This window comes from Shinella sp. SUS2 (assembly GCF_001262505.1).
Classification (GTDB): Bacteria; Pseudomonadota; Alphaproteobacteria; order Rhizobiales; family Rhizobiaceae; genus Shinella.
On the sequence record NZ_KQ410728.1, the window covers coordinates 117939 to 139839 of the forward strand.

The following is a 21901-nucleotide window of genomic DNA, read 5'->3' on the forward strand; positions in this document are numbered from 1 at the left end:
AGAGATAGTTGCATACGACGCGTATGTCAAATAAAATACGCGGCGTATGTGAATGAGGAGACGCCATGCGCAAGCCGCGTGAGGAAATGATCGCCGAAACAAGGGCAAAGCTGATCGCCGCCGGCCGCCAGGCGTTCGGCACGGTGGGCTACGCCGCTGCGTCGATGGACGACTTCACCGCGGGGGCGGGTCTGACACGCGGCGCACTCTACCACCATTTCGGTGACAAGAAGGGACTTCTGCAGGCGGTGGTCCAGCAGGTCGATGCGGAAATGTCGGTCCGGCTCAACCGGATCTCGGCCGAGGCGCCGAACCGCTGGCAGGGCTTCGTCGAGGAATGCGTCGCCTATATCGAGATGGCGCTGGAGCCGGAAATCCAGCGCATCATGTTCCGCGACGGACCGGCGGTGCTCGGCGACATCTCGCAATGGCCGACCAACAACGGCTGCATCGCCGCCCTCAGCCGCAGCATCGAGCGACTGAAGGCCGACGGGGTGATGGCGGACATAGACACGGAGGCCGCCGCCCGGCTGATCAACGGGGCGAGCAGCCATGCCGCGCTGTGGATCGCCAAGTCGGACGATCCGGAAGAAACCTCGAAGCGCGCGGTCAAGGGGTTCCGGACGCTGCTCGAGGGGCTGCGGATCAAGGACTGAGGGTCGCTCACGGCCCCGCCGGCGCTTCCTTCAGCTCGCAGGCCGTCGTGCCGATCGTCATCGTGTTGCCGCGCCAGTCGATGGCGCCGCCGATCCAGGCGCGCACCCAGATGGCCGGCATCATGACGTCGCGCACCATCATCGCCGGCACGGACCAGCGCGACAGCCGCCAGCCCTTGGAACGCGCAAGGGCAGCCTCCGGCAGATAGAGACCGGCGAGCACGAGCGACATGGCGGGCAGCAGCGGCGCGCCGCCGACGAGCACCGCGGCAAGCGCGAGAAGCAGCGGCGGGACGGCGCCGAGCAGGATTTCCGGGCTGAAGAAGGCGGGGAAGGTGACCCGGCGCAGGCGCGACCAGCGGCACTGGCGCGACCAGACCTCCTGTCCGCTGCGCCGCCCCAGCGGCTGCTCGAAGGGCGAGGAGACGAGGTGCACCTTGAGGCCAAGCCGGCTGACGAGCTTGGTCGAGGCGGCGTCCTCGGCGATCTCGGCGTTCAGCGCCTGGATGCCGCCATTGGCATCGAGCATCGGCTTGTACCACAGCATGCTCTTGCCCTGCGCAAAGCCGAGGCCGAGCGCCTCGCCGGCATATTGCCAGCGCGCCTGCTGGGTGTTGAGGAACATGCATTCCACCTCGGCCCAGAACCCTTCCGGCCGCGAGCCGAGCGGCGTCGAGCAGACGAGGCCCGAATCGCTGCGCCAGCCGCCCATCAGGTGCTGGATGTAGTCGGGCGGCATCAGGACGTTCGAATCGGCGAGCACCACCCAGTCGTGCCGCGCCGCCTGCCAGCCCTTGACGCAGTTGTTGAGTTTTGGATTGGCGCTGACGCGATCGTCGCCGACGAGGACGCGCGCGGCGACATGCGGATGGGCCGCGGCGGCGGCCTCTATCAGCGGCACGACGGGATCGCTGCCATGGGCGACGCAGAACAGCAGCTCGTAGTCCGGCCAGGTGAGGCGGAAGGCGCGGTCCAGCGTCTCCGTGGAGAAGTTCTCGATCCCACGCACGGGAACGACGATGGAGACGGGCGGTTTTTCGTCGATCTCGGGCGGCAGTGCGCCAGTCGGTTTCAGCCGTTTGCCGGCGATGAGGATGCTGAAGAGGTTGGTGGCGACGAGGGCGCCCGAGGCAAGGGCCAGGGCCTGAGCCGTATCCATTCACGCGTACTCCGCTGGGCGCCGGATCAGGATGCGGCCGCCGGGGTGCATTCACGCGCGAAGAGACACCATCGTCACATGACAGGGGAATGACGGGCGGTGCGATGGCTCCAGCGGCGCCGTGCCCGCCGCTCCACAGACCGCCCCGGCCTGGGCCGGACCGTATGCGGCATTGTCATTCTTCCCTTCTCCCCCGTGGGGAGAAGGGAGATGTGGCAACGGCTTCCTTCCCTGTGCGATAACCTTCTTGCCCGGGACGAGGACGGCGGTTGCCGGGGGTTACGACAGGAAATCGGCGGTCGTGGTGACCTTGCCGTAGCCGAACTCCAGCGCCGACATGATGGTGGCATGCACCTGGGGAGCCGGGACGACCGAATCACCGAAGGCCTTGTCGCGCGTGGCGCAGGCGTCGTGCACGACGGTGAGGTTGTAGCCGAGATCGGCGGCGGCGCGCGCCGTCGCGTCGATGCAGACGTCGCTCATCGCGCCGACGACCACCACATCCTCGATGCCGCCGTCCCGCAGGGTCTGGTGCAGCGCCGTCTCCCGGAAGGAGTTCGGATAGTTCTTGACGATGACCGTGTCGTCCTGCCGCGGCGCGACGGCCGGGATCGGCTGGATGCCGTCCGTGCCCGGGGCGAAGAGCGGCGAGGCGGCGTCCTTCGCGATGTGGTGGACATGGATGATCCGGTCACCCTTGCCGCGCCCCGCCTCGACGACGCGCGCGGCATTGGCGGCGGCGGCATCGATGCCCGTCAGCGCGAAGCTGCCGGAGGAAAGATAGTCCTTCTGGAGGTCGACGATGATGATGGCGCGTTTGCTCATGGCGGTTCCTTTTTGCAGGCGATGGATGATGTGGACATTCTGCCCCCGGCCTGCCATCTCTCGCCATTGGCGGGACCGACATAATCCGGGGTGAAAGTGACATGGTGCGTGACGCCGAGATCGGACTGGTTCTCTATCCCGGCGTGCAGATGGCCGCCGTGCTCGGCATGACCGACCTCTTCCAGTCGGCGATGGAGCTCGGCCGCAAGAAGGGGCGGGCAGGGCCTGTGCTCACCGTCAGCCATTGGCGGCTGGAAGACGGCAAACCGGTGCGGGTGGACGCGCAGGCAGGGAGCGGCGACGGGTCGCGCCCCTGTGTCCTCGTGCTTCCCCCGGCGCTCGGCGATCCGATCCGGCGCGAGGAGGCGGCGCCCTTTGCCGCCTGGCTGCGCGAATGCCATGCAGGCGGCATCCAGCTCGCCTCGATCTGCGCGGGCGCCTTCCTTCTGGGCGAGACGGGGCTTCTCGCCGGCCGGACGATCACCACCAACTGGGTGATTGCCGAGACGTTCGAACGGCGGTTTCCCGACGTCACCGTCGATACCGACCGGCTGCTCGCCGACGACGGCGACATCGTCACGGCCGGCGGCGTGATGGCCTGGGTCGATCTCGGGCTGAAACTCATCGACCGGTTCCTCGGGCCGACGGTCATGCTGGAGATCGCCCGGCAGTTCGTCATCGATCCGCCGGGCCGCGAGCAGCGCTACTACAGCACCTTCTCGCCGCGCCTGCTGCATGGTGACGGGGCGATCCTGAAGGTGCAGCATTTCCTGCAGGCGAGCGAGGCGCGCGAGATCGGCCTCGACCTGCTCGCCGCGCAGGCCGGGCTGGAGGAGCGCACCTTCCTGCGGCGCTTCCGAAGAGCGACAGGGCTGACGACGACGGATTATTGCCAGCGCCTGAGAGTGGCGAAGGCGCAGGAGCACCTGCAATTCACCACGCGCTCCGTCGACCGCGTGGCGCTCGACGTCGGCTACAACGATCCCGGCGCCTTCCGGAAAGTCTTCGCCCGCATCGTCGGGCTGACGCCGGGTGAGTACCGCAAGCGGTTCCGCTCCTGACCTATCGGGGACGGGCACGGTTGCGCACGACGGTGACGGTGCAGGGGGCGTGGGCGGCGACTTCGCCGGAGACGCTGCCGAGCATGGAGCGCATGGCCGATTCGGCGCGCGCGCCCATCACGATGTGATCGACGTGGTTTTCGCGGGCATAATCGAGGATGGCGTCGGCCGGCGAGACGGCCTCCAGCACGTGGAAGGTGATGCCGCCGCCGGGAACGGCAAGGCCCGTCGACCAGGTGCGCAATGCGACGAGACGCATCACGTGCTTGTTGCGGCCCTCCTCGTCGAGGGACGTGTCGATGGCGATTCGGTTGATCTTCAGGACGTTGATGCAGGCAATGCGGGCGTCCGGCGTGTTCTCGATGATGCGGGCGACGGTCCTGTGCATGGCGTCGGCAAGATCAGGCGTGCCGGCGGCAAGGTCGATCGCCACTGCGACGATCGGCGCATTGGCGAGCTGCGCCTCGGCGGTCTGTGGCCTGACGGTCTCTATGGGCACCGGATTGAAGCGGCGGCGCAACACCATCCCGAACGGGTCGCGCGTCATCTTCTCAGCCCGGGCCGTCAGCTTGACGGCGGACAGGTCCTGCAGGTCGAGCGCGAGCTGGGCGGCGCTCGGATAGCGCCAGGCGGGGTTGACCTCCAGGCAACGCAGGATGACCTCCTGCAAGGCCGGCGGGATGGCGGCATTGCGGGCGCGCGGCGGCAGGGGGTCGCGCCAGAGGCGGCGCTTCAGGCCCTTCAGGCGCTGCGGATCGCCGAAGGGACGCTCGCCGGTCGCAAAGAAGTAGAGAAGGACGCCGAGCGCGAAGAGGTCGCTGCGAAAATCGCTGCGTGTGCCGAGTACCTGTTCGGGCGCCATATAGGGCGCGGTGCCGTAGGGCAGGCGGAACTGCTCGTCCATCAGGTCGGGCAGGTGGATGTGGCGGGCAAGGCCGTAGTCGATCAGCACCGCCTCGCCGGTTTCGCGGAACATGACGTTGGAAGGTTTCAGGTCGAGATGCACGACGTGCTGGCGGTGCAGCGAATCGAGCGCGACGGCGATCTTCGCGCCGAGCGCGGCAACCTCCTCCGGCGGCAGCGGCAGGCGCTCCAGCAGCGGATAGAGCGAGGCGCCGGGCAGGCGCTCCATGACGATGTAGGGCAGTGTCGAAAAATCGCCATTGGCGACGAAGCGTGGCACATGCGGGCCGGACAGGCGCGGCAGGATCATCTGCTCCATCTCGAAGCCGACAATGGCCGCCGGGTCGTCGCCTTCGCCGATGACAGGCACCTTCATGAGGATCGGGAAGTCGATATCGGGCCGCGACACCTGCCAGATGCGCGCCATGCCGCCATTGTGCGCGATGTCCTCGATCAGGAAACCGTCGATGACATCGCCGGGTTTCAGCCGCGCCTTGACCATCAGCGCCCCCGCAAGAGCCGGTCGGCGAGCGAGGCCGGCAACCCGGCCGCCCGGATCTTCTCCGCCGCCCGTTCCACGTCATAGGCGGCGCGCTGGAAGCGAAGCTCGGCACTTTGCGTGTCGTAGAGCGCGTAGGCGGCCGCGGCATCGCCGTCGCGCGGCTGGCCGACAGAACCCATCACCGCGAGCCAGCGGCGTTGCATCAGCAACGGCACGGGCGTGGCGGCGACGGGGCGAAAATGCGTGACCTTGCCACCCGGCGCCGTGGAATAGAGCGCCGGCTTGTGCACATGGCCGCAGAAGCTGACACGCGCGGCACAGGCGGAAAGGTGCTGGCCGGCATCGCTGGCATCGAGCACATAGTTCCAGTCGGACGGCGCGCTGGCATCGGCATGTACGAAGAGACAGTCGCCCTCGCGCGCCTCGAAGGGCAGGGCGGCAAGGAAGGCGCGGGTCTCGCTACCGAGCTGGCGGCGCGTCCATTCGAGGGCGAGGGTGGCGGTCGGATTCATCGAGACGGCGGGATTGCCGACGGCCTCGTCATGGTTGCCGCGCAGCACGATGGCGCCGCTTGCGGCAAGCATCATCGCCTGTTCCGCGCACCATTCCGGATCCGCGCCGTAGCCGACGATGTCGCCGAGCAGCACGAGCCGGTCGGCCCCCGCGCCCTCGACGGCGGCGAGCACGGTTTCGAAGGCTTCGCGGTTGGCGTGGATATCGGAGAGGATGGCAAGCAGCATGGCAGTCCGGTTTCATCGATGTCCGGCGAGCATAACCCGCCTTTCCGTCTCCAGCCATTCAACGGAAGGGGAATATCGGCCGGCCGGACTGGCGCTTCGTCAAGTCCGGCGGCCTGGGAAGGCGAAGAGGTCGGCATCCGCATCGGCATGGCCGGCGATCGCGGACGAGACGATCTCGGCGGCGATCTGGCTGAACGTGATGCCGTTGCCGCCAAAGCCCATGACGGCGAAGACATTTTTCAAGCCCGGCACACGGCCGATCAGCGGCAGGCCGGTGCGGGTGGTGCCAAAGGGGGCCGCCCAGACGTGGTCGGGCTCCGGCAGGGCGAGGCCGAGCAGGCTTTCCGCCTTGCGGCGGATGGTTTTTGCCTTCTGTCGGAGCTTCTTTGTTGAAGCATAGGCCTCGGCGCTGCCCTCGTCCTCGCCGCCGACGATCAGCCGTCCGTTGCGCGTGCGGCGGAGGTAGAGATAGGGGTTGGCGCCCTCCCAGACGATGCAGGTCTTCAGCCAGTCCGGCAGCGTGGTGCCCGGCGGCGTGGCGAGCGCCCAGGTGGAGACGATGGCGTGGTTCTCGTCGGCGACGGCCTTCAGAAATTCGTAGCCGGAGCAGAAGACGGCATGGCGGGCAGAGACGATCCGCCCCTCGGCCGTCGCCAGAAAGGCTGCGTCCGCCGTGCTGCGCAGATCGGTGATTTGGAGCGGGCTGACGAGTTCGACGCCGCGCGTCATCGCTGCACGCAGGATGCCGGCGGCCAGCTGCGCCGGGTTCGCCGCAGCGGAGACGTTGCTGAGGATGGCGCCGGTGCGCGCAATCGAAAAGCGTTCGGCAAGGGTGGTGGCGTCGAGATAGTCGGCCGCAATGCCGGCCGCGCGGCGCGCCTCGGCCTCTTCCTGCAGGGCCTGGCGGCCATAAGCCTTGCCGGCGAGGAACAGGGTTTGCTTGCGCGCGAAACCGCAGGAGAGGCCGAGATCGGCGACGATTTCAGACAGGCTTTCGACAGAACGGGCGGAGCGCTGCCAGGCGCGCCGGGCCTTCGGTACGCCGATCATGTCCGAGAGCCTGGAGAGCGGGAGGTCGATCTCGTGCTGGATCATCGCGGTGCTGGCGAGCGTGCTGCCCTGCACGGGGGGACGCCGGTCGATGACGAGGATGGCGCGCCGGCCATCCGCCAGTGCATGGGCCATCAGCGCTCCGGAAATCCCGGCGCCGACGATGACGACGTCGTAGTCGGCGCGTGACGGCCTTTGCCGCGTGCGCAGCGCAAGGCGCGGCGAACCGGCCCAGAGAGGGCGGGCTTCATGCAGGTCGCGCTGGCGGGTGATGTCGCGGGATCTTGGAATGGGCGGGCTCCTGTGCCGAGGGGCGCATCCGCAATGGCCGGACGACGGAAAAGTTCCCGCAAGGCGCGGCGGGCCGTGCTGGCGCTTGCATTGCGCGCCGAAAGCGGGCAAAGCACGGGGCGCCTGAAACACGCCGGATTTTTCGCCATGACCGTGAGTTCGAGAACGCCCCGCCCGATCGACCATCTGGTGCTGCCGGTGTCCGACCTCGGGGTGGCCCGCGAGCGCCTGACCGCGCTCGGCTTCACCGTCGCCAGGGACGCCCGCCACCCTTTCGGCACGGAAAACTGTTGCGTCTTCCTTGCCGACGGCGCCTATCTGGAGCCGCTCGGCATCGCCAACCGCGAGGAATGCGAGGAAGCGGCGCGTGGTGGCAACGTCTTCGTCGCGCGCGACCAGGCCTTCCGCTTCCGCCGCGGCCTTGAGGGCTTTTCCGGCATTGCCATGGCGAGCGGCGATGCCTGGGAGGACGACCAGCGCTACACCCAGGCCGGCCTTTCCGGCGGCGAGGTGCTGGAATTTTCCCGCGACATGCTGCTGCCCGACGGGACCAGCGCCACCGGCAGCTTCCGCCTTGCCTTCGCCGCCGACCTGCGCAGCCCCGATTTCTTCTTCTTCGCCTCGCAGCGCATCCTGCCGCTGCCGGCCGACCGCAAGGCGCTGGAGGCCCACGAGAACGGCGTCACCGCCCTGTCCGAGGTCGTCCTGTCGGAGCAGAATCCGACGGATTTTCAGTATCTGGTGCAGGAGGCGGCCGACGAGCGCGAGGTCGAGGCCCTGTCGTTCGGCATGTCCGTCGATACGCCGCGCGGGCGCATCACCGTGCTCAACGATGCCGGCCTTGCGGGATTTTACGGGATCGCGCCGGTTGCCGGCACAGATCGCGGCCTGAAAGGGCGCGCAGTCGTCTTCAAGGTTGAAAATACAGCGGAATGCGAGCGTCTCCTGACGGAGCGCGGCATCGCCTTCCAGAAACGGGACAACCGTCTCCTCGTGCCGCCGGCACCGGGGCAGGGCGTCCTCTTTGTCTTCGGAGAATGAGATGAACACCAATTCCACCGTCGTCGTCGGCGAAGACGCCAAGAAGGTCACCTTCGCCCAGGACAAGCGCTTCTCGCTGATCGCAGGCCCCTGCCAGATGGAGAGCCGCGACCACGCCTACATGATGGCCGAGGCACTGGTCGCGATGACCGAAAAGCTTGGCATCGGCCTGGTCTACAAGTCCTCCTTCGACAAGGCGAACCGCACCTCGCTCTCCGGCAAGCGCGGTATCGGCCTTGAAAAGGCGCTGGAAATCTTCGGCGACCTCAAGAAGGATTTCGGCTTCCCCGTTCTTACCGACATCCACACGGAAGAGCAGTGCGCCATCGTCGCCGAGACGGTCGATATCCTGCAGATCCCGGCCTTCCTGTCGCGCCAGACGGACCTGCTCGTCGCCGCCGCCAAGACCGGCCGTACGATCAACGTCAAGAAGGGCCAGTTCCTAGCGCCCTGGGACATGAAGAACGTGCTGGCGAAGTTCACCGAGAGCGGCAACCCCAACGTCATGCTGTGCGAGCGCGGCGCCTCCTTCGGCTACAACACGCTCGTCTCCGACATGCGCTCGCTGCCGATCATGGCTTCGCTCGGCGCGCCGGTCGTCTTCGACGCCACGCATTCGGTGCAGCAGCCGGGCGGGCAGGGCGGTTCCTCCGGCGGCCAGCGTGAATTCGTCGAGACGCTGTCGCGCGCGGCGATTGCCGTCGGCGTTGCCGGTCTCTTCGTCGAGACCCATGAGGACCCGGACAACGCCCCCTCCGACGGCCCGAACATGGTGCATCTGAAGGACATGCCGCGCCTTCTGGAAAAGCTCGTCGCCTTCGACGACATCGCCAAGGCCTGACGTTTCAAACGGATGACATGGAGACATGGCATCCGTTTTCCCGACGGCGCCCGACACCATTGTAATTTCTGCATCGTCGATTAAAAGTGGATTTTAATCGATTTATAAACCCCGGAACAGGACGATATCCATGACTGCAATCATCGACATCATCGGCCGCGAGATTCTCGACAGCCGCGGCAATCCCACCGTTGAAGTGGACGTGCATCTCGAAGATGGCAGCTTCGGCCGTGCGGCCGTTCCGTCGGGCGCCTCCACGGGCGCGCATGAAGCCGTCGAGCTGCGCGACGGCGGCAAGCGTTACCTCGGCAAGGGCGTCGAAAACGCCGTCGCCGCCGTCAACGGCGAGATTTTCGAAGCGATCGGCGGCCTCGATGCCGAAGACCAGATCGAGATCGACCAGACGATGATCGAACTGGACGGCACGCCGAACAAGGCGCGCCTCGGCGCCAACGCCATCCTCGGCGTCTCGCTCGCCGTCGCCAAGGCCGCCGCGGAAGCCGCCAACCTGCCGCTCTACCGCTATGTCGGCGGCCCGAACGCCCGCATCCTGCCGGTGCCGATGATGAACATCATCAACGGCGGCGCCCATGCCGACAACCCGATCGACTTCCAGGAATTCATGATCGTTCCGGTCGGTGCCGACAACATCCGCGATGCCGTGCGCATGGGTTCGGAAGTGTTCCACACGCTGAAGAAGCAGCTCGCCGCCGACGGCCACAACACCAATGTCGGTGACGAAGGCGGCTTTGCGCCGGGCCTTGCCTCCGCGCCCGCCGCCCTCGACTTCATCATGAAGTCGATCGAGAAGGCCGGCTACCGCCCGGGCGAGGACATGTTCATCGCACTCGACTGCGCCTCGACGGAATTCTTCAAGGACGGCAAGTACGTGCTGGAAGGCGAAGGCCGCACGCTGGAGCCGGGCGCCATGGCCGACTACCTCGCCGAGCTTGCCGGCAAATACCCGATCTTCTCGATCGAGGACGGCATGGCGGAAGACGACTGGGACGGCTGGAAGGCGCTGACCGACAAGATCGGCAAAAAGGTGCAGCTCGTCGGCGACGACCTGTTCGTGACCAACTCGGCACGCCTTCGCGACGGCATCAAGATGGGCGTCGGCAATTCGATCCTCGTCAAGGTCAACCAGATCGGCTCGCTTTCCGAGACGCTCGACGCCGTGGAGACCGCGCACAAGGCGAGCTACACCGCCGTCATGTCGCACCGCTCGGGCGAGACCGAGGATTCGACGATCGCCGACCTCGCCGTCGCCACCAACTGCGGCCAGATCAAGACCGGCTCGCTCGCCCGCTCCGACCGCACCGCCAAGTACAACCAGCTGATCCGCATCGAGGAGCAGCTCGGCGCCCAGGCGAAATACGCCGGCCGCGGCATCCTGCGGGGCTAATCAGGCACGACGCATCTTTCGGCGGCAGCGCGAGAAGACGCGCTGCCGCCGTTTTCGTTTCTATGAGGGGCGGGGCTGCCCGCCCCTCTCCGACGGCAAGCAATCGCATCTGGAATTCGACATTGCCGCATTCCCCATTTCCATGCGGGGAGAAGGAGAATGCGGCGCCGCTTTCATTCCAGACGCGGGGGCCTTGTCGTTGGGGGAGGTGTCCGGCTGACCGGAAGGAGCAGGGCAGGCCGTGCGGCTGCCCCGCAGGGCGGCTTAGTCCGCCAGCGCCACGGCGATTTCCGCCGCGAGGCGCGCATTGTTCTCGACGAGCGCAATATTGGTCTTGAGGCTGCGGCCGTCCGTCAGGCGGAACAGGCTGTCGAGCAGGTAGGGCGTCACGGCCTTGCCGGCGATCTCGTCGCGTTCGGCATTGTCGAGCGCGCGGGCGATGTAGATCTCCATCTCCTCGCGGGCGATCTCGTCGGCCTCCGGCACCGGATTGGCGATCAGCATGCCGCCGTCGACGCCGAGCTGGTCGCGCACCTTCTGGAAATTGGCGATGGCGGCCGGGCTGTTCAGCGTCAGCGGGCTTTTGAGCCCCGAATCGCGCGACCAGAAGGCCGGGAAGGTGGGGCTGTCGTAGGTGACGACGGGCACGCCGCGCGTCTCCAGCACTTCAAGGGTCTTCGGAATGTCGAGGATCGCCTTGGCGCCCGCGCAGACGACGATGACGCCGGTGCGCGACAGTTCGTCTAGGTCGGCGGAGATGTCGAAGGTTTCTTCCGCCTTGCGATGCACGCCGCCGATGCCGCCGGTCGCAAAGACCTTGATGCCGGCGCGGGCGGCGCCGATCATCGTCGCCGCAACGGTCGTCGCGCCCGTGCGGCGCTCGGCGATCGCGAAGGCGAGGTCGGCGCGCGACAGCTTCATCGCGCCCTCGGTCTGCGCCAGCGTTTCCAGCGTCGCATCGTCGAGGCCGATATGCAGGATGCCGTCGATGACGGCGATCGTCGCCGGCACGGCGCCTTCTTCGCGGATGATGCGCTCGACGCTGCGGGCCATGTTCAGGTTGCCCGGATAGGGCATGCCGTGGGTGATGATCGTCGATTCGAGCGCGACGATCGGCGCGCCGCGGCTCTTGGCGGCGGCGACTTCGTCCGAATACTGCATCGGCAGGAGGGTGGAAACGGGTCTGGTCATGCGAGGTCCTTGCAGGAATTTCGGCAAAAAAGTCTCATGCCATTCCTTCGGCCTCCGGCACAAGGGAAAGTGCGGCCTGAAGCGCCGCCTGCGACATTTCTTCGGCGACGGCGAGCGGCGAGCGCACGGTGATCGCCGCGGCGGCAACCCCGTGGCGCAGCGCCTCGCCGATCTCGTGGCCGCTGATCCAGGCGTCGAGGAAGCCGGAGGCGAGCGAATCGCCCGCGCCGGTGACGTCGCCGAGCGCGGGGGCTTCCGGCGGCGCAACGCATGCGGCGCGCTTGGCATCGAAGGCGATGACGCCGCGGCCGCCGCGCGTCACGACACCGGCGGAAAGGCCGGCTGCGCGCAGCGCCTTCGGCCAGTCGGCCGGATTGTCCGGTGCTGCGCCCGTCAGTGTGCGCGCCTCCGCCTCGTTCATGAACAGGAAGGCGAGGGCGGGAAGGCTAGCGGCGAACCGCGGGACCTTGGCCGGTGAAATGGCGATTCCGGCGATCGGCACACCTGCGGCGCGCGCCGCCGTCGTCATGGCCGCCAGCGTTTCGGCCGGCAGGTTGGCATCGGTGAGGATCAGCCCCGCCGCAGCGACCGCATCGCGCATCGCCCGCTGCTGCAGGCGGCGCGGCGAGAAGAGGCGGTAGAGTTCCATGTCCGCCAGGGCGATGACGAGATTGCCGTCCCGCTCGATGATCGCCGTATAACTTGGTGTCGCCCGGTCGAGGAAGGTGAAGGGCGTGTCCTCGACCCCCGCCGCCTCCGCTGCCGCCGCGACGATGTCGCCGTCCGCATCGCCGCCGCGCGGCGAGACGAGCCGCACCGTCCGGCCGAGCCGGGCGAGGTTGCGCGCCGCATTGAACGCGCCGCCACCCGCTTCCACGAACCAGGCGCCGGGATTGCTCGCCCCCGGCGCCGTCTCGCCGGCAATGCGCCCGCGCCTGTCCACATGGGCGCCGCCCATCACCAGTATCGTCTTTCCCGTCATCGTCTTCCTTCATTCCCGCGGCACGATTCGCCTGCAACCGTGCAGACCCTGCGCGGGTACATCCTTGTTCCGCCACGGCTTTCAACAGCCCTAAACGAAAAGAGAACAAACGCTCGTTTCACGAAATCATTCAAATGGATGAATGGATCTTGCAAAAAGAGAACAAAATGTGTACATAGCTTTCATCGACGGCTTCGTTGCCTGTCTTGCTTCAATAACCTAAAGGTGGACGAAATGGCACAGAACACTTTGCGGCTCGTAGAGGATAAAGCAGTGGATAAAAGCAAGGCACTCGAAGCGGCACTCTCCCAGATCGAGCGCTCCTTCGGCAAGGGCTCCATCATGAAGCTCGGTGGCAAGGACAGCGTCATCGAGATCGAGACGGTGTCGACGGGCTCGCTCAGCCTCGACGTCGCGCTCGGGATCGGCGGCCTGCCCAAGGGTCGTATCATCGAGATCTACGGCCCGGAAAGCTCGGGCAAGACGACGCTTGCGCTGCAGACCATCGCCGAATCCCAGAAGAAGGGCGGCATCTGCGCCTTCGTCGACGCCGAACACGCGCTCGACCCGGTCTATGCCCGCAAGCTCGGCGTCGACCTTGAAAACCTTCTCATCTCGCAGCCCGACACCGGCGAGCAGGCGCTCGAGATCACCGACACGCTGGTGCGTTCCGGCGCCGTCGACGTGCTGGTCGTCGATTCGGTCGCCGCGCTCACGCCGCGCGCCGAAATCGAGGGCGAGATGGGCGAGAGCCTGCCGGGTCTCCAGGCGCGCCTGATGAGCCAGGCGCTGCGCAAGCTCACCGCCTCGATCTCCAAGTCGAACACGATGGTGATCTTCATCAACCAGATCCGCATGAAGATCGGTGTCGTCTACGGTTCGCCGGAAGTGACGACGGGCGGCAATGCGCTGAAGTTCTATGCCTCCGTCCGCCTCGACATCCGCCGCATCGGCGCCGTCAAGGAGCGCGACGAGGTGATCGGCAACCAGACGCGCGTCAAGGTCGTCAAGAACAAGATGGCGCCGCCCTTCAAGCAGGTCGAGTTCGACATCATGTATGGCGAGGGCGTTTCCAAGACCGGCGAGCTCATCGACCTCGGCGTCAAGGCGGGCATCGTGGAAAAGTCCGGCGCCTGGTTCTCCTACAACAGCCAGCGTCTCGGCCAGGGCCGCGAGAACGCCAAGACGTTCCTGCGCGACAATCCGGATCTCGCCCGCGAGATCGAGACGGCGCTGCGCCAGAATGCCGGCCTGATCGCCGATCGCTTCCTGGAGAACGGCGGACCGGATCCGAACGACGCGGACGACGCGGCCGGCATGTAATCGCCGCGCAACGGTTTCGCAAAAACATCGAAGACCGGCCTCTTCTTCGCGAAAGGCCGGTTTTTTGGTGTCTGGACAGGGGCCGAGGCGGGCGATAAAAGCCTTCAGTTCTCGCGCGCGCCAAGGTTTTCGACCTTCCGCCTCCTCTAAGCGGCAGGCGCGGGCGGTTTCGACGGAATTCGCGGATGGGCGACCTTGACGGGTCTTCCGGGCGGGCACTCCGGCCGGCGAGGCGGTTTCGCCATCGTTGCAGTGAATTGGGTGGGTGATGCGCCGGTTTTCCGGCGCAAAAGGGCAGAGATGAAGGACGCGATATGAGCGGCGTGAATGAGATCCGGTCGACTTTCCTCGACTATTTCCGAAAGAACGGCCACGAGATCGTGTCGTCCAGCCCGCTCGTGCCGCGCAACGACCCGACGCTGATGTTCACCAATGCCGGCATGGTGCAGTTCAAGAACGTCTTCACCGGCCTGGAATCACGTCCCTATTCCACCGCGACGACAGCCCAGAAGGTCGTGCGTGCCGGCGGCAAGCACAACGACCTCGACAATGTCGGCTATACCGCGCGGCACCTGACCTTCTTCGAGATGCTCGGCAACTTCTCGTTCGGCGACTATTTCAAGGAGCGCGCCATCGAGCTTGCCTGGACGCTGGTGACGAAGGGGTTCGATCTGCCGAAGAACCGGCTGCTCGTGACCGTCTATTCCGAGGACGAGGAAGCGGCCATCCTCTGGAAGAAGATCGCCGGCCTTTCCGACGACCGGATCATCCGTATCCCGACCTCGGACAACTTCTGGCAGATGGGCGACACCGGTCCCTGCGGCCCCTGTTCGGAAATCTTTATCGACCAGGGCGAGCATGTCTGGGGCGGCCCGCCCGGCTCGCCCGAAGAGGATGGCGACCGGTTCCTCGAATTCTGGAACCTCGTCTTCATGCAGTTCGACCAGACGGCGCCCGGCGAGCGCAGTCTGCTGCCGCGCCCGTCGATCGACACCGGCATGGGCCTCGAGCGCATGGCCTGCATCCTGCAGGGCGTGCAGAGCGTTTTCGAGACCGATCTTTTCCGCACGCTGATCTCGGCCGTCGAGGAGGCCGTCGGCACGAAGGCCGAGGGCGAAGCGGCAGCGAGCTGCCGGGTCATCGCCGATCACCTGCGCTCCTCCGCCTTCCTGATCGCCGACGGCGTCCTGCCGTCGAACGAGGGCCGCGGCTACGTCCTGCGCCGCATCATGCGCCGCGCCATGCGCCACATGCAGCTGCTCGGCGCCCGCGAACCTTTGATGTGGTCGCTGCTTCCCGCGCTCGTCGGCGAAATGGGCCGCGCCTATCCCGAACTCGTGCGGGCCGAGGCGCTGATCTCCGAGACGCTGAAGCTCGAGGAAACCCGTTTCCGCAAGACGCTGGAGCGCGGCCTGTCGCTGCTCTCGGATGCCACCGTGACGCTCAAGACGGGCGACATGCTGGATGGCGAGACCGCGTTCAAGCTGTACGATACCTATGGCTTCCCGCTCGACCTGACCCAGGACGCGCTGCGCGCCCGGGACATCCATGTCGACCTTTCCGGCTTCAACGATGCGATGCAGCGCCAGAAGGCGGAAGCGCGCGCGAACTGGTCCGGCTCCGGCGACAAGGCGACGGAAGCCGTTTGGTTCGAGCTGAAGGAAAAGCACGGCGCGAGCGAATTCCTCGGATATGACACGGAGACGGCCGAGGGCGTCGTCCAGGCGATCGTCCGGGACGGCAAGATGATCGACGGCGCCACTGCCGGCGACAGCGTCCAGATCGTCGTCAACCAGACGCCGTTCTACGGCGAATCGGGCGGCCAGATGGGCGATACGGGCGTGATCGTCAGCGACCATGCGCGCCTTGCGGTGACCGATACGCAGAAGAAGGGCGAGGGCGTCTTCGTCCACAGTGCCGTCGTCGAGAGCGGCAAGCTTGCCGTCGGCGACGCTGTCGCCCTGACGGTGGATCACGCCCGCCGCTCGCGCCTGCGCGCCAACCACTCCGCCACCCACCTGCTGCACGAGGCGCTGCGCGAGGTGCTCGGCACCCATGTCGCCCAGAAGGGCTCGCTGGTCGCGCCCGAGCGCCTGCGCTTCGACGTCTCCCATCCCAAGCCCATGTCGGCGGAGGAGCTGCGCGTCATCGAGGACATGGCGAACGAGATCATCGTGCAGAACGCGCCGGTCACCACCCGCCTGATGACGGTGGACGACGCGATCGCGGAAGGCGCTATGGCGCTCTTCGGCGAAAAGTACGGCGACGAGGTGCGTGTCGTTTCCATGGGCACCGGCCTGCACGGCGCCAAGGCGAACCGGCCCTACTCGGTCGAACTTTGCGGCGGCACGCATGTGTCGGCGACGGGCGAGATCGGCCTCGTGCGCATCCTTTCGGAAAGCGCGGTCGGCTCGGGCGTGCGCCGTCTCGAGGCACTGACGGGCGAGGCGGCCCGGGCCTACCTTGCCGAACAGGACGAGCGCGTCAAATCGCTCGCCACCACGCTGAAGGCGCAGCCGGGTGAAGTGCTCGCCCGCGTCGAGGCGCTGGTCGAGGAGCGCCGCAAGCTGGAGCGCGAACTGACCGAGGCGAAGAAGAAGCTGGCGCTGTCGGGCGGCACCGCCGGCGGCGATGACGGCGTGCGCGAGGTCGCGGGCGTGAAATATCTCGGCAAGGTGGTCACCGGCGTCGAGCCGAAGGACCTGAAGAGCCTTGCCGACGACGGCAAGAAGAGCCTCGGCTCCGGCATCGTCACCTTCGTCGGCGTTTCGGCCGACGGCAAGGCGAGCGCCGTTGTCGCCGTCACCGAAGACCTTACCGGCCGGTTCAGCGCTGTCGACCTCGTGCGCCGCGCCTCCGAAGCGCTTGGCGGCAAGGGTGGCGGCGGGCGTGCGGACATGGCGCAGGCCGGTGGCCCGGATGGTGCCAAGGCGGGCGACGCGATCGAGGCGGTCGCCGGCGCGATCGCCGGCTGACCGGCAGGACCGGAATGCAAATGGATCATGGCGGCGGGCTTCGGCCCGCCGCTTTTGTTTGCGAAGTCTTCAAGGTTTGTCCCTAGCATCCTGCGCGTGCGGAGTGGGTGTTTTGATTGAAGACGTCATCAGTATTTCAACCTTGATGATCTGTACGTTCCTGTCGACCACCATCGTCGGGATTTTCATGCTGCAGCTCTGGCTGACGGACCGGCGGCACAGGGCAGCCGGCTACTGGTGCCTGTCCATGTGGGTCGGCTCGCTTTGCACGCTGCTCTTCGCCCTTCGTGCCGTGGGCCCGCCGCTCCTCACCGTCGGTCTCGGCAATCTGCTCGCCGCCTTCGGCTATGCCTTCATGTGGGCCGGTTTTCGCGTCTTCGACCGCCGCCGCGCGCATCTTGCGGTCATCCTTTCCGGCCCGCTCTTCTGGGCTCTTGCCTATCTCTTCGTGCCGCAGGTGACGGCGGACGTGAACAACCGCATCATCGTCACCTCGGTCATCATCGCGGCCTATTCGCTGTGGATCGGCGCCGATATCTGGCGCGGGCGCCGCGCCGAGCCGCTGCCGACCCGCACGCTTGCTGCCGCCTTCTTCGTCAGCCACGGCGTCATCTACGGTCTGCGCATCCCCATGGCGATCATGCTGCCCGCGGCCTTCGGCCATGGCACCGCCTATTCCGCCTGGTTTGCACTCTTCTCGCTGGAACTCTTCGCCCACACGATCCTGGCCGCCGTCGCCATGCTGGTGCTGATCAAGGAGCGCGGCGAGGCGCTCTACCGCCAGGCCTCGCGCACCGATGCGCTGACCGGCATCGCCAATCGCGGCTCCTTCCTGGACGACATGCAGAAGCGGCTTGCCGACCGGCCGCAGGGCACGCTGATGATTTTCGACCTTGATCGGTTCAAGGCGATCAACGACACCTACGGCCATGTCGCGGGCGATCTCGTGCTGAAGCGGTTTTCCGCGCTGGTCGCCGCGCGTCTCGAAACGGGCATGCTGTTCTGCCGCTTCGGCGGCGAGGAGTTCGCGCTCTTTGCGCCCGGGCGCGACATGGCCTGTGCCGAGCCCTTCGCCGAGGGGCTGCGGCACACGGTGGCCGCGTTGCCGATCCCCACGGAAGAGCATGAGATCGCCGTGTCGGTCAGCATCGGCCTTGCCGATGTCGCGACCTTCGGGGCGGATTTCGACCGCCTGCATTCGGCGGCCGACGGCGCGCTCTATGCGGCCAAGGAGGCGGGCCGCAACCAGGTGAAGCGTGCGGCGCCCTCGCTGGGCCTTCCCGGTCTCGCCGAGCGCATGAAGACGCCTGTCACGGCGGATGTTGCCCGCACCGGCTGAGGCCTTTCAGAGATCCTCTTTACGCGCCCGCCCGGATAGTTTCAGCGCGATGGCGGAAAGGTCGCGATCTCCTCCAGCGCGCTTTCCAGCGTCGCGGTGAAGGTGACGCGCGGGGCGTGCAGCTCGTGGGCTTCCAGCAGGCGGCGCATGTCGGGCTTCAGCCCGGTGATGAAGACGCGCACGCCGGCCCGCTCTGCCTTGCGCACCAGGCCTTCGATGACGCTGGCGGCGGTCGAATCGAGCAGCGGCACGTCGGCGCAGTCGAGCACGAAGTTGCGCCGCTGGTCGGCGATGCGGTCGAGCACCGAGCCGACGCTGGCGGCTGCGCCGAAGAAGAAGACGCCGCTGATGCGGTAGATCACGGTGTCCGGATCGTTGGCGACGACCGGCCGTTCGGGCAGGCCGCTGTCCTCCCCGGCATTCTCGATGGCGCGCACGACGCGCGGCACGGTCTCCTCACGGATGGCGACGGCCTTGCCCATGCGATCGATGAACAGCACCGCGCCGATGAGGAAGCCGACGACGATGCCCTCCGTCAGGTCACGGAAGACGACGAGCAGGAAGGTGACGACGAGCACTGCCGCATCGCCGCGCGAGGAGCGGAAGAGGGCGGCGATGGCCGGGCGCTCCACCATGTTGAACGCGACGACCGCGAGCACGCCGGCAAGCGCGGCGAGCGGGATGTAGCTGGCGAGCGGCGCGGCGACGAGCATGAAGAGCAGCAGGAAGAGCGCGTGCAGCATGCCCGAGACCGGGCTGGTGGCACCGGAGCGCACATTCGTTGCGGTGCGGGCGATGGTGCCCGTCACGCAGATGCCGCCGAACAGCGCCGAGCCGACATTGGCAAACCCCTGGGCGACCAGTTCCATGCTGGAGCGGTGCCTGCGCCCCGTCATGCCATCGGCGACGACGGCCGAGAGCAGCGATTCGATGGCGCCGAGCAGGGCGAAGGCGACGGCATCCGGCAGCACGGCGATGACGAGCTCCGGCGAGAAGGACGGTAGCGCCGGCAAGGGCAGGCCACGCGGAATGCCGTTGAACCGGCTGCCGATCGTATCTGCCGGCAGCGAGAGGAGCGCGGTGGCGAACGAGGCGACGGTGACGGCGATGAGGAGGTTCGGCCAGCTCGGGCGGAAGCGGCGCAGGAGGAGGATGACGGCGACGGTAAGCCCGGCGACGCCGAAGGCGGCCGGGTTGAAGCTCGGCCGGGCGATCCATAGTGCTTCGAGCTTGTCGAGGATCGGCCCCGGCTCGCGCCCGTCCAGCTTCAGGCCGAACAGCTCGCCGATCTGGCTGGCGAAGATGATGACGGCGATGCCGGCCGTGAAGCCGACCGTCACGGGATAGGGGATGAACTTGATGTATTTGCCGAGCCTGAGATAGCCGGCAAGCGAAAGCAGGATGCCGGAAAGCAGGGTGGCGAGCAGCAGGCCCTCGACGCCGTGGCGGGCGACCGTCGCCGAGACCAGCACGATGAAGGCGCCGGCCGGCCCGCCCACCTGAAACCGGCTGCCGCCGAGGGCGGAAACCAGGAAACCGCCGATGATGGCGGTGTAGAGACCGCGATCCGGCGTGACGCCCGAGGCGATGGCGATCGCCATGGACAGTGGCAGCGCGACGATCGCCACCGTGAGGCCGGACAGCGCATCGGCCTTGAAACGCGCGGGGCCGTAGCCCTCCGCGAAAACGCTGGCGAGCTTCGGCATCAGGGTATCGGTCATGGGTGCCTCGAAAGGCCGGAGGATGGAGAAAGGGGCCGGCGCGGTCATCTCACGCCGAGTCGCCCGTTTTTGCAATGACACAAGGCAAGGCTATGCGAAATTTGCAGAGCAAGAAGAAGCGCAGGATTTGTGAAATCGCGCCATGCTTGATTGAATGCGTTCCGGCGAGAGGAAAACGGCATGAGTGAAAACGAGATCTGGACAGCCTATGAAAAGCGCCTGCTCAGGGTTTCCGCCTATATCTACGAGCATCTGGAAGAGGATCTCGACCTCGACCGGCTGTCGGAGATCGCCTGCCTTTCCGCCTATCACTGGCACCGCGTCTACCGCGCCGTACACAACGAGACGCTGGCGGGTACCTTCCGACGGTTGCGTCTGCACCGTGCGGCGGGCGATCTGGTGCGCAGCGACCGCTCCGTCCGGGACATCGCCGCGCGATGGGGGTACCCCAACCTCCAGTCCTTCAACCGTACCTTTGCGGCAGTCTACGGCCTGCCGCCGGCACGCTACCGCAAGGAGGGTTCCCATCGCGCCTATGAACCCCAAAACGGCAAGGAGTCTTCCCGCATGTTCGACGTGACCATTCGCACCATGCCCGAGCAGACGCTGCTCGCGGTTCCCCATTCCGGCTCCTATATGGGCATCGGAAAGGCCTTCGAGGCGCTTTACGGCGCGCTCTTTTCCCGCAACATCTTCCGGCCGGACATGCGCATGATCGGCATCTTCCTTGATGATCCCGATCTTGTGCCGGAGGCGAAGCTGCGCTCCTTCGCCTGCGTGACGGCGGGCACGGAGGCTCCCGTCGAGGCGCCGCTCGTGCGCCGCACGCTCGCAGAAGGCGACTACGCTGTGCTGCGCCACCAGGGGCCCTATGCGAATATGGGCGCGGCCTATCGCTGGCTCTACGCCACATGGCTTCCCGCCTCGGGGCGCTCGATCCGCGACGAGGTGATGTTCGAGACCTATCTCAACAATCCGCGCGAGGTTCCGCCGAACGAGCTCCTGACGGAAATCTGCCTGCCGCTCCAGCGGGCGGCGGCGGTGGCCTGAGGCCGGCAGCACGGCGCGGAGAGTTGCAGCAGGTGATTGTTCCGACCTGTCGCTTTCAGGCTCGGCCCGAGGATCCCCATTACTGGGTGCTGGGCGTTCGGGTGGTCGGGCCGAACCCGACCACCACGAAAGAAAGAGAAGCGGCAAAGACAGCCAGCCCTAGCTCTTCTTCATCGCTTCGAGCTGCCGATGCATCTCCTCGTCATCGATCGCCTTGGCCTTCAGATAGGCCGGGCGATCCTTCAAACGGTCCCAGTAGGCCTGATATTCCTGCCGTGTTTCCAGCGAGCCGAACTGCAAGCCCCAGCTGATATGCGAGCCGACATAGACGTCGGCGGCGGTGAAGGCGTCGCCGGCAATATAGGGCGTGCGGGTGACGGCGAAGGAGAGGGCGTCCAGCACCGATTGATAGCTGCCGCAGCCGATGCTGCGTTCGCGTTCCTTCGGCACGCTGAGTCCGAAGGCCTTGAGCGAGACCGCCATTTCAACCGGACCCGCCGCGAAGAACATCCAGCGATAATAGTCCCCGCGCAGGTTTGCCGGCGGGGCAAGGCCGGCTTCGGGAAAGGCGTCGGCCATGTAGGCGCAGATGGCGGCGGCTTCCGTCACCACGGTCTTGCCATGGCGGATGGCGGGCACCTTGCCCATGGGATTGACCGCAAGGTATTCCGGCGCCTTCATCGAGCCTTCGAAGGTCAGCCATTCGCTGCGGTAGGGCGCGCCGACCTCCTCCAGCATCCAGCGGGCGATGCGCCCGCGCGACATCGGGTTGCTATAGAAAACAAGCTCTTCGGCCATGGTATTCTCCTCCTATGGCGAGGGGAGAATAGGGCGCGGGCCGGGGTG

General features: G+C 66.6%; 18 protein-coding genes. 9 read left to right on the forward strand and 9 right to left on the reverse strand.

The genetic code is table 11. The features are described from left to right. Positions 1-65: 65 nt before the first annotated feature. Positions 66-656 carry a TetR/AcrR family transcriptional regulator gene (locus AKG11_RS10905; protein ID WP_050743902.1) on the forward strand — a complete coding sequence of 197 codons (591 nt, stop codon included), beginning with the start codon at positions 66-68 and terminating at the stop codon, positions 654-656. Between the two features lie 7 nt (positions 657-663). Here AKG11_RS10905 and AKG11_RS10910 read toward each other — a convergent pair whose 3' ends face one another. Together AKG11_RS10910 and AKG11_RS10915 are read right to left on the reverse strand one after the other, a co-directional pair. Continuing rightward, entirely contained in the window at positions 664-1815 is a 1152-nt protein-coding gene (locus AKG11_RS10910) for a ceramide glucosyltransferase (protein ID WP_050743903.1), read from the reverse strand. 279 nt (positions 1816-2094) lie between these two features. Continuing rightward, on the reverse strand, positions 2095-2640 hold the full coding sequence (locus AKG11_RS10915) for a cysteine hydrolase family protein (protein WP_050743904.1): 546 nt from the start codon (positions 2638-2640) through the stop codon (positions 2095-2097). Positions 2641-2741: 101 nt separating this feature from the next. Between AKG11_RS10915 and AKG11_RS10920 the strand changes: the two genes are divergently transcribed. Further along, on the forward strand, positions 2742-3701 hold the full coding sequence (locus tag AKG11_RS10920) for a GlxA family transcriptional regulator (protein ID WP_050743905.1): 960 nt from the start codon (positions 2742-2744) through the stop codon (positions 3699-3701). 1 nt (position 3702) lies between these two features. On the opposite strand, the gene AKG11_RS10925 is transcribed toward AKG11_RS10920, so the two are convergent. The 3 genes from AKG11_RS10925 to AKG11_RS10935 all read right to left on the reverse strand — a co-directional run bounded on the left by AKG11_RS10925 (position 3703) and on the right by AKG11_RS10935 (position 7187). Further along, complete coding sequence (locus AKG11_RS10925; protein ID WP_050743906.1) at positions 3703-5106, reverse strand: serine/threonine protein kinase; 1404 nt, start codon at positions 5104-5106, stop codon at positions 3703-3705. Beyond that, positions 5106-5846 carry a metallophosphoesterase family protein gene (locus AKG11_RS10930; RefSeq protein WP_050743907.1) on the reverse strand — a complete coding sequence of 247 codons (741 nt, stop codon included), beginning with the start codon at positions 5844-5846 and terminating at the stop codon, positions 5106-5108. Before AKG11_RS10930 ends, AKG11_RS10925 begins: the two co-directional genes overlap by 1 nt. A 99-nt stretch (positions 5847-5945) precedes the next feature. Further along, entirely contained in the window at positions 5946-7187 is a 1242-nt protein-coding gene (locus AKG11_RS10935) for an NAD(P)/FAD-dependent oxidoreductase (protein ID WP_050744036.1), read from the reverse strand. Between the two features lie 147 nt (positions 7188-7334). Here AKG11_RS10935 and AKG11_RS10940 point away from each other — a divergent pair, with 147 nt between their 5' ends. From AKG11_RS10940 to eno, 3 genes are all read left to right on the forward strand, one after another. After that, positions 7335-8228 carry a VOC family protein gene (locus AKG11_RS10940; RefSeq protein WP_050743908.1) on the forward strand — a complete coding sequence of 298 codons (894 nt, stop codon included), beginning with the start codon at positions 7335-7337 and terminating at the stop codon, positions 8226-8228. A gap of 1 nt (position 8229) precedes the next feature. Further along, entirely contained in the window at positions 8230-9069 is an 840-nt protein-coding gene (gene kdsA / locus AKG11_RS10945) for a 3-deoxy-8-phosphooctulonate synthase (protein WP_050743909.1), read from the forward strand. Between the two features lie 130 nt (positions 9070-9199). After that, positions 9200-10474: a phosphopyruvate hydratase gene (gene eno, locus AKG11_RS10950; protein ID WP_023517438.1), complete on the forward strand. Its 1275-nt coding sequence runs from the start codon at positions 9200-9202 to the stop codon at positions 10472-10474. 264 nt (positions 10475-10738) lie between these two features. On the opposite strand, the gene AKG11_RS10955 is transcribed toward eno, so the two are convergent. Beyond that, on the reverse strand, positions 10739-11665 hold the full coding sequence (locus AKG11_RS10955; RefSeq protein ID WP_050743910.1) for a pseudouridine-5'-phosphate glycosidase: 927 nt from the start codon (positions 11663-11665) through the stop codon (positions 10739-10741). Between the two features lie 34 nt (positions 11666-11699). Continuing rightward, positions 11700-12647 carry a carbohydrate kinase family protein gene (locus AKG11_RS10960; RefSeq protein WP_050743911.1) on the reverse strand — a complete coding sequence of 316 codons (948 nt, stop codon included), beginning with the start codon at positions 12645-12647 and terminating at the stop codon, positions 11700-11702. 234 nt (positions 12648-12881) lie between these two features. Between AKG11_RS10960 and recA the strand changes: the two genes are divergently transcribed. The 3 genes from recA (at position 12882) to AKG11_RS10975 (ending at position 18284) form a co-directional block, all read left to right on the forward strand. Continuing rightward, positions 12882-13970 carry a recombinase RecA gene (recA, locus tag AKG11_RS10965; protein ID WP_023516798.1) on the forward strand — a complete coding sequence of 363 codons (1089 nt, stop codon included), beginning with the start codon at positions 12882-12884 and terminating at the stop codon, positions 13968-13970. Positions 13971-14284: 314 nt separating this feature from the next. Further along, positions 14285-16945: an alanine--tRNA ligase gene (gene alaS / locus AKG11_RS10970; RefSeq protein WP_050743912.1), complete on the forward strand. Its 2661-nt coding sequence runs from the start codon at positions 14285-14287 to the stop codon at positions 16943-16945. Positions 16946-17057: 112 nt separating this feature from the next. Next, positions 17058-18284, forward strand: coding sequence for a GGDEF domain-containing protein (locus AKG11_RS10975; protein ID WP_157255835.1), 1227 nt, complete (start codon positions 17058-17060; stop codon positions 18282-18284). 41 nt (positions 18285-18325) lie between these two features. Here AKG11_RS10975 and AKG11_RS10980 read toward each other — a convergent pair whose 3' ends face one another. Further along, complete coding sequence (locus tag AKG11_RS10980) at positions 18326-20005, reverse strand: SulP family inorganic anion transporter (protein WP_050744037.1); 1680 nt, start codon at positions 20003-20005, stop codon at positions 18326-18328. A 180-nt stretch (positions 20006-20185) separates the two neighbouring features. Here AKG11_RS10980 and AKG11_RS10985 point away from each other — a divergent pair, with 180 nt between their 5' ends. Continuing rightward, on the forward strand, positions 20186-21055 hold the full coding sequence (locus AKG11_RS10985) for an AraC family transcriptional regulator (RefSeq protein ID WP_050743914.1): 870 nt from the start codon (positions 20186-20188) through the stop codon (positions 21053-21055). A gap of 159 nt (positions 21056-21214) precedes the next feature. Here AKG11_RS10985 and AKG11_RS10990 read toward each other — a convergent pair whose 3' ends face one another. Continuing rightward, positions 21215-21853, reverse strand: coding sequence for a glutathione S-transferase family protein (locus tag AKG11_RS10990; RefSeq protein WP_023514527.1), 639 nt, complete (start codon positions 21851-21853; stop codon positions 21215-21217). Between the last annotated feature and the right edge of the window lie 48 nt (positions 21854-21901).

Excerpts from the sequence above, each read along its gene's own strand:
- AKG11_RS10985 (WP_050743914.1), top strand. The coding sequence starts at position 20,186 with ATGAGTGAAAACGAGATCTGGACAGCCTATGAAAAGCGCCTGCTCAGG.
- AKG11_RS10960 (WP_050743911.1), bottom strand. The coding sequence starts at position 12,647 with ATGACGGGAAAGACGATACTGGTGATGGGCGGCGCCCATGTGGACAGG.
- AKG11_RS10955 (WP_050743910.1), bottom strand. The coding sequence starts at position 11,665 with ATGACCAGACCCGTTTCCACCCTCCTGCCGATGCAGTATTCGGACGAA.
- kdsA (WP_050743909.1), top strand. The coding sequence starts at position 8,230 with ATGAACACCAATTCCACCGTCGTCGTCGGCGAAGACGCCAAGAAGGTC.
- AKG11_RS10910 (WP_050743903.1), bottom strand. The coding sequence starts at position 1,815 with ATGGATACGGCTCAGGCCCTGGCCCTTGCCTCGGGCGCCCTCGTCGCC.
- AKG11_RS10925 (WP_050743906.1), bottom strand. The coding sequence starts at position 5,106 with ATGGTCAAGGCGCGGCTGAAACCCGGCGATGTCATCGACGGTTTCCTG.
- AKG11_RS10905 (WP_050743902.1), top strand. The coding sequence starts at position 66 with ATGCGCAAGCCGCGTGAGGAAATGATCGCCGAAACAAGGGCAAAGCTG.
- alaS (WP_050743912.1), top strand. The coding sequence starts at position 14,285 with ATGAGCGGCGTGAATGAGATCCGGTCGACTTTCCTCGACTATTTCCGA.
- AKG11_RS10930 (WP_050743907.1), bottom strand. The coding sequence starts at position 5,846 with ATGCTGCTTGCCATCCTCTCCGATATCCACGCCAACCGCGAAGCCTTC.
- AKG11_RS10940 (WP_050743908.1), top strand. The coding sequence starts at position 7,335 with ATGACCGTGAGTTCGAGAACGCCCCGCCCGATCGACCATCTGGTGCTG.
- eno (WP_023517438.1), top strand. The coding sequence starts at position 9,200 with ATGACTGCAATCATCGACATCATCGGCCGCGAGATTCTCGACAGCCGC.
- AKG11_RS10990 (WP_023514527.1), bottom strand. The coding sequence starts at position 21,853 with ATGGCCGAAGAGCTTGTTTTCTATAGCAACCCGATGTCGCGCGGGCGC.
- AKG11_RS10915 (WP_050743904.1), bottom strand. The coding sequence starts at position 2,640 with ATGAGCAAACGCGCCATCATCATCGTCGACCTCCAGAAGGACTATCTT.
- AKG11_RS10980 (WP_050744037.1), bottom strand. The coding sequence starts at position 20,005 with ATGACCGATACCCTGATGCCGAAGCTCGCCAGCGTTTTCGCGGAGGGC.
- recA (WP_023516798.1), top strand. The coding sequence starts at position 12,882 with ATGGCACAGAACACTTTGCGGCTCGTAGAGGATAAAGCAGTGGATAAA.
- AKG11_RS10920 (WP_050743905.1), top strand. The coding sequence starts at position 2,742 with ATGGTGCGTGACGCCGAGATCGGACTGGTTCTCTATCCCGGCGTGCAG.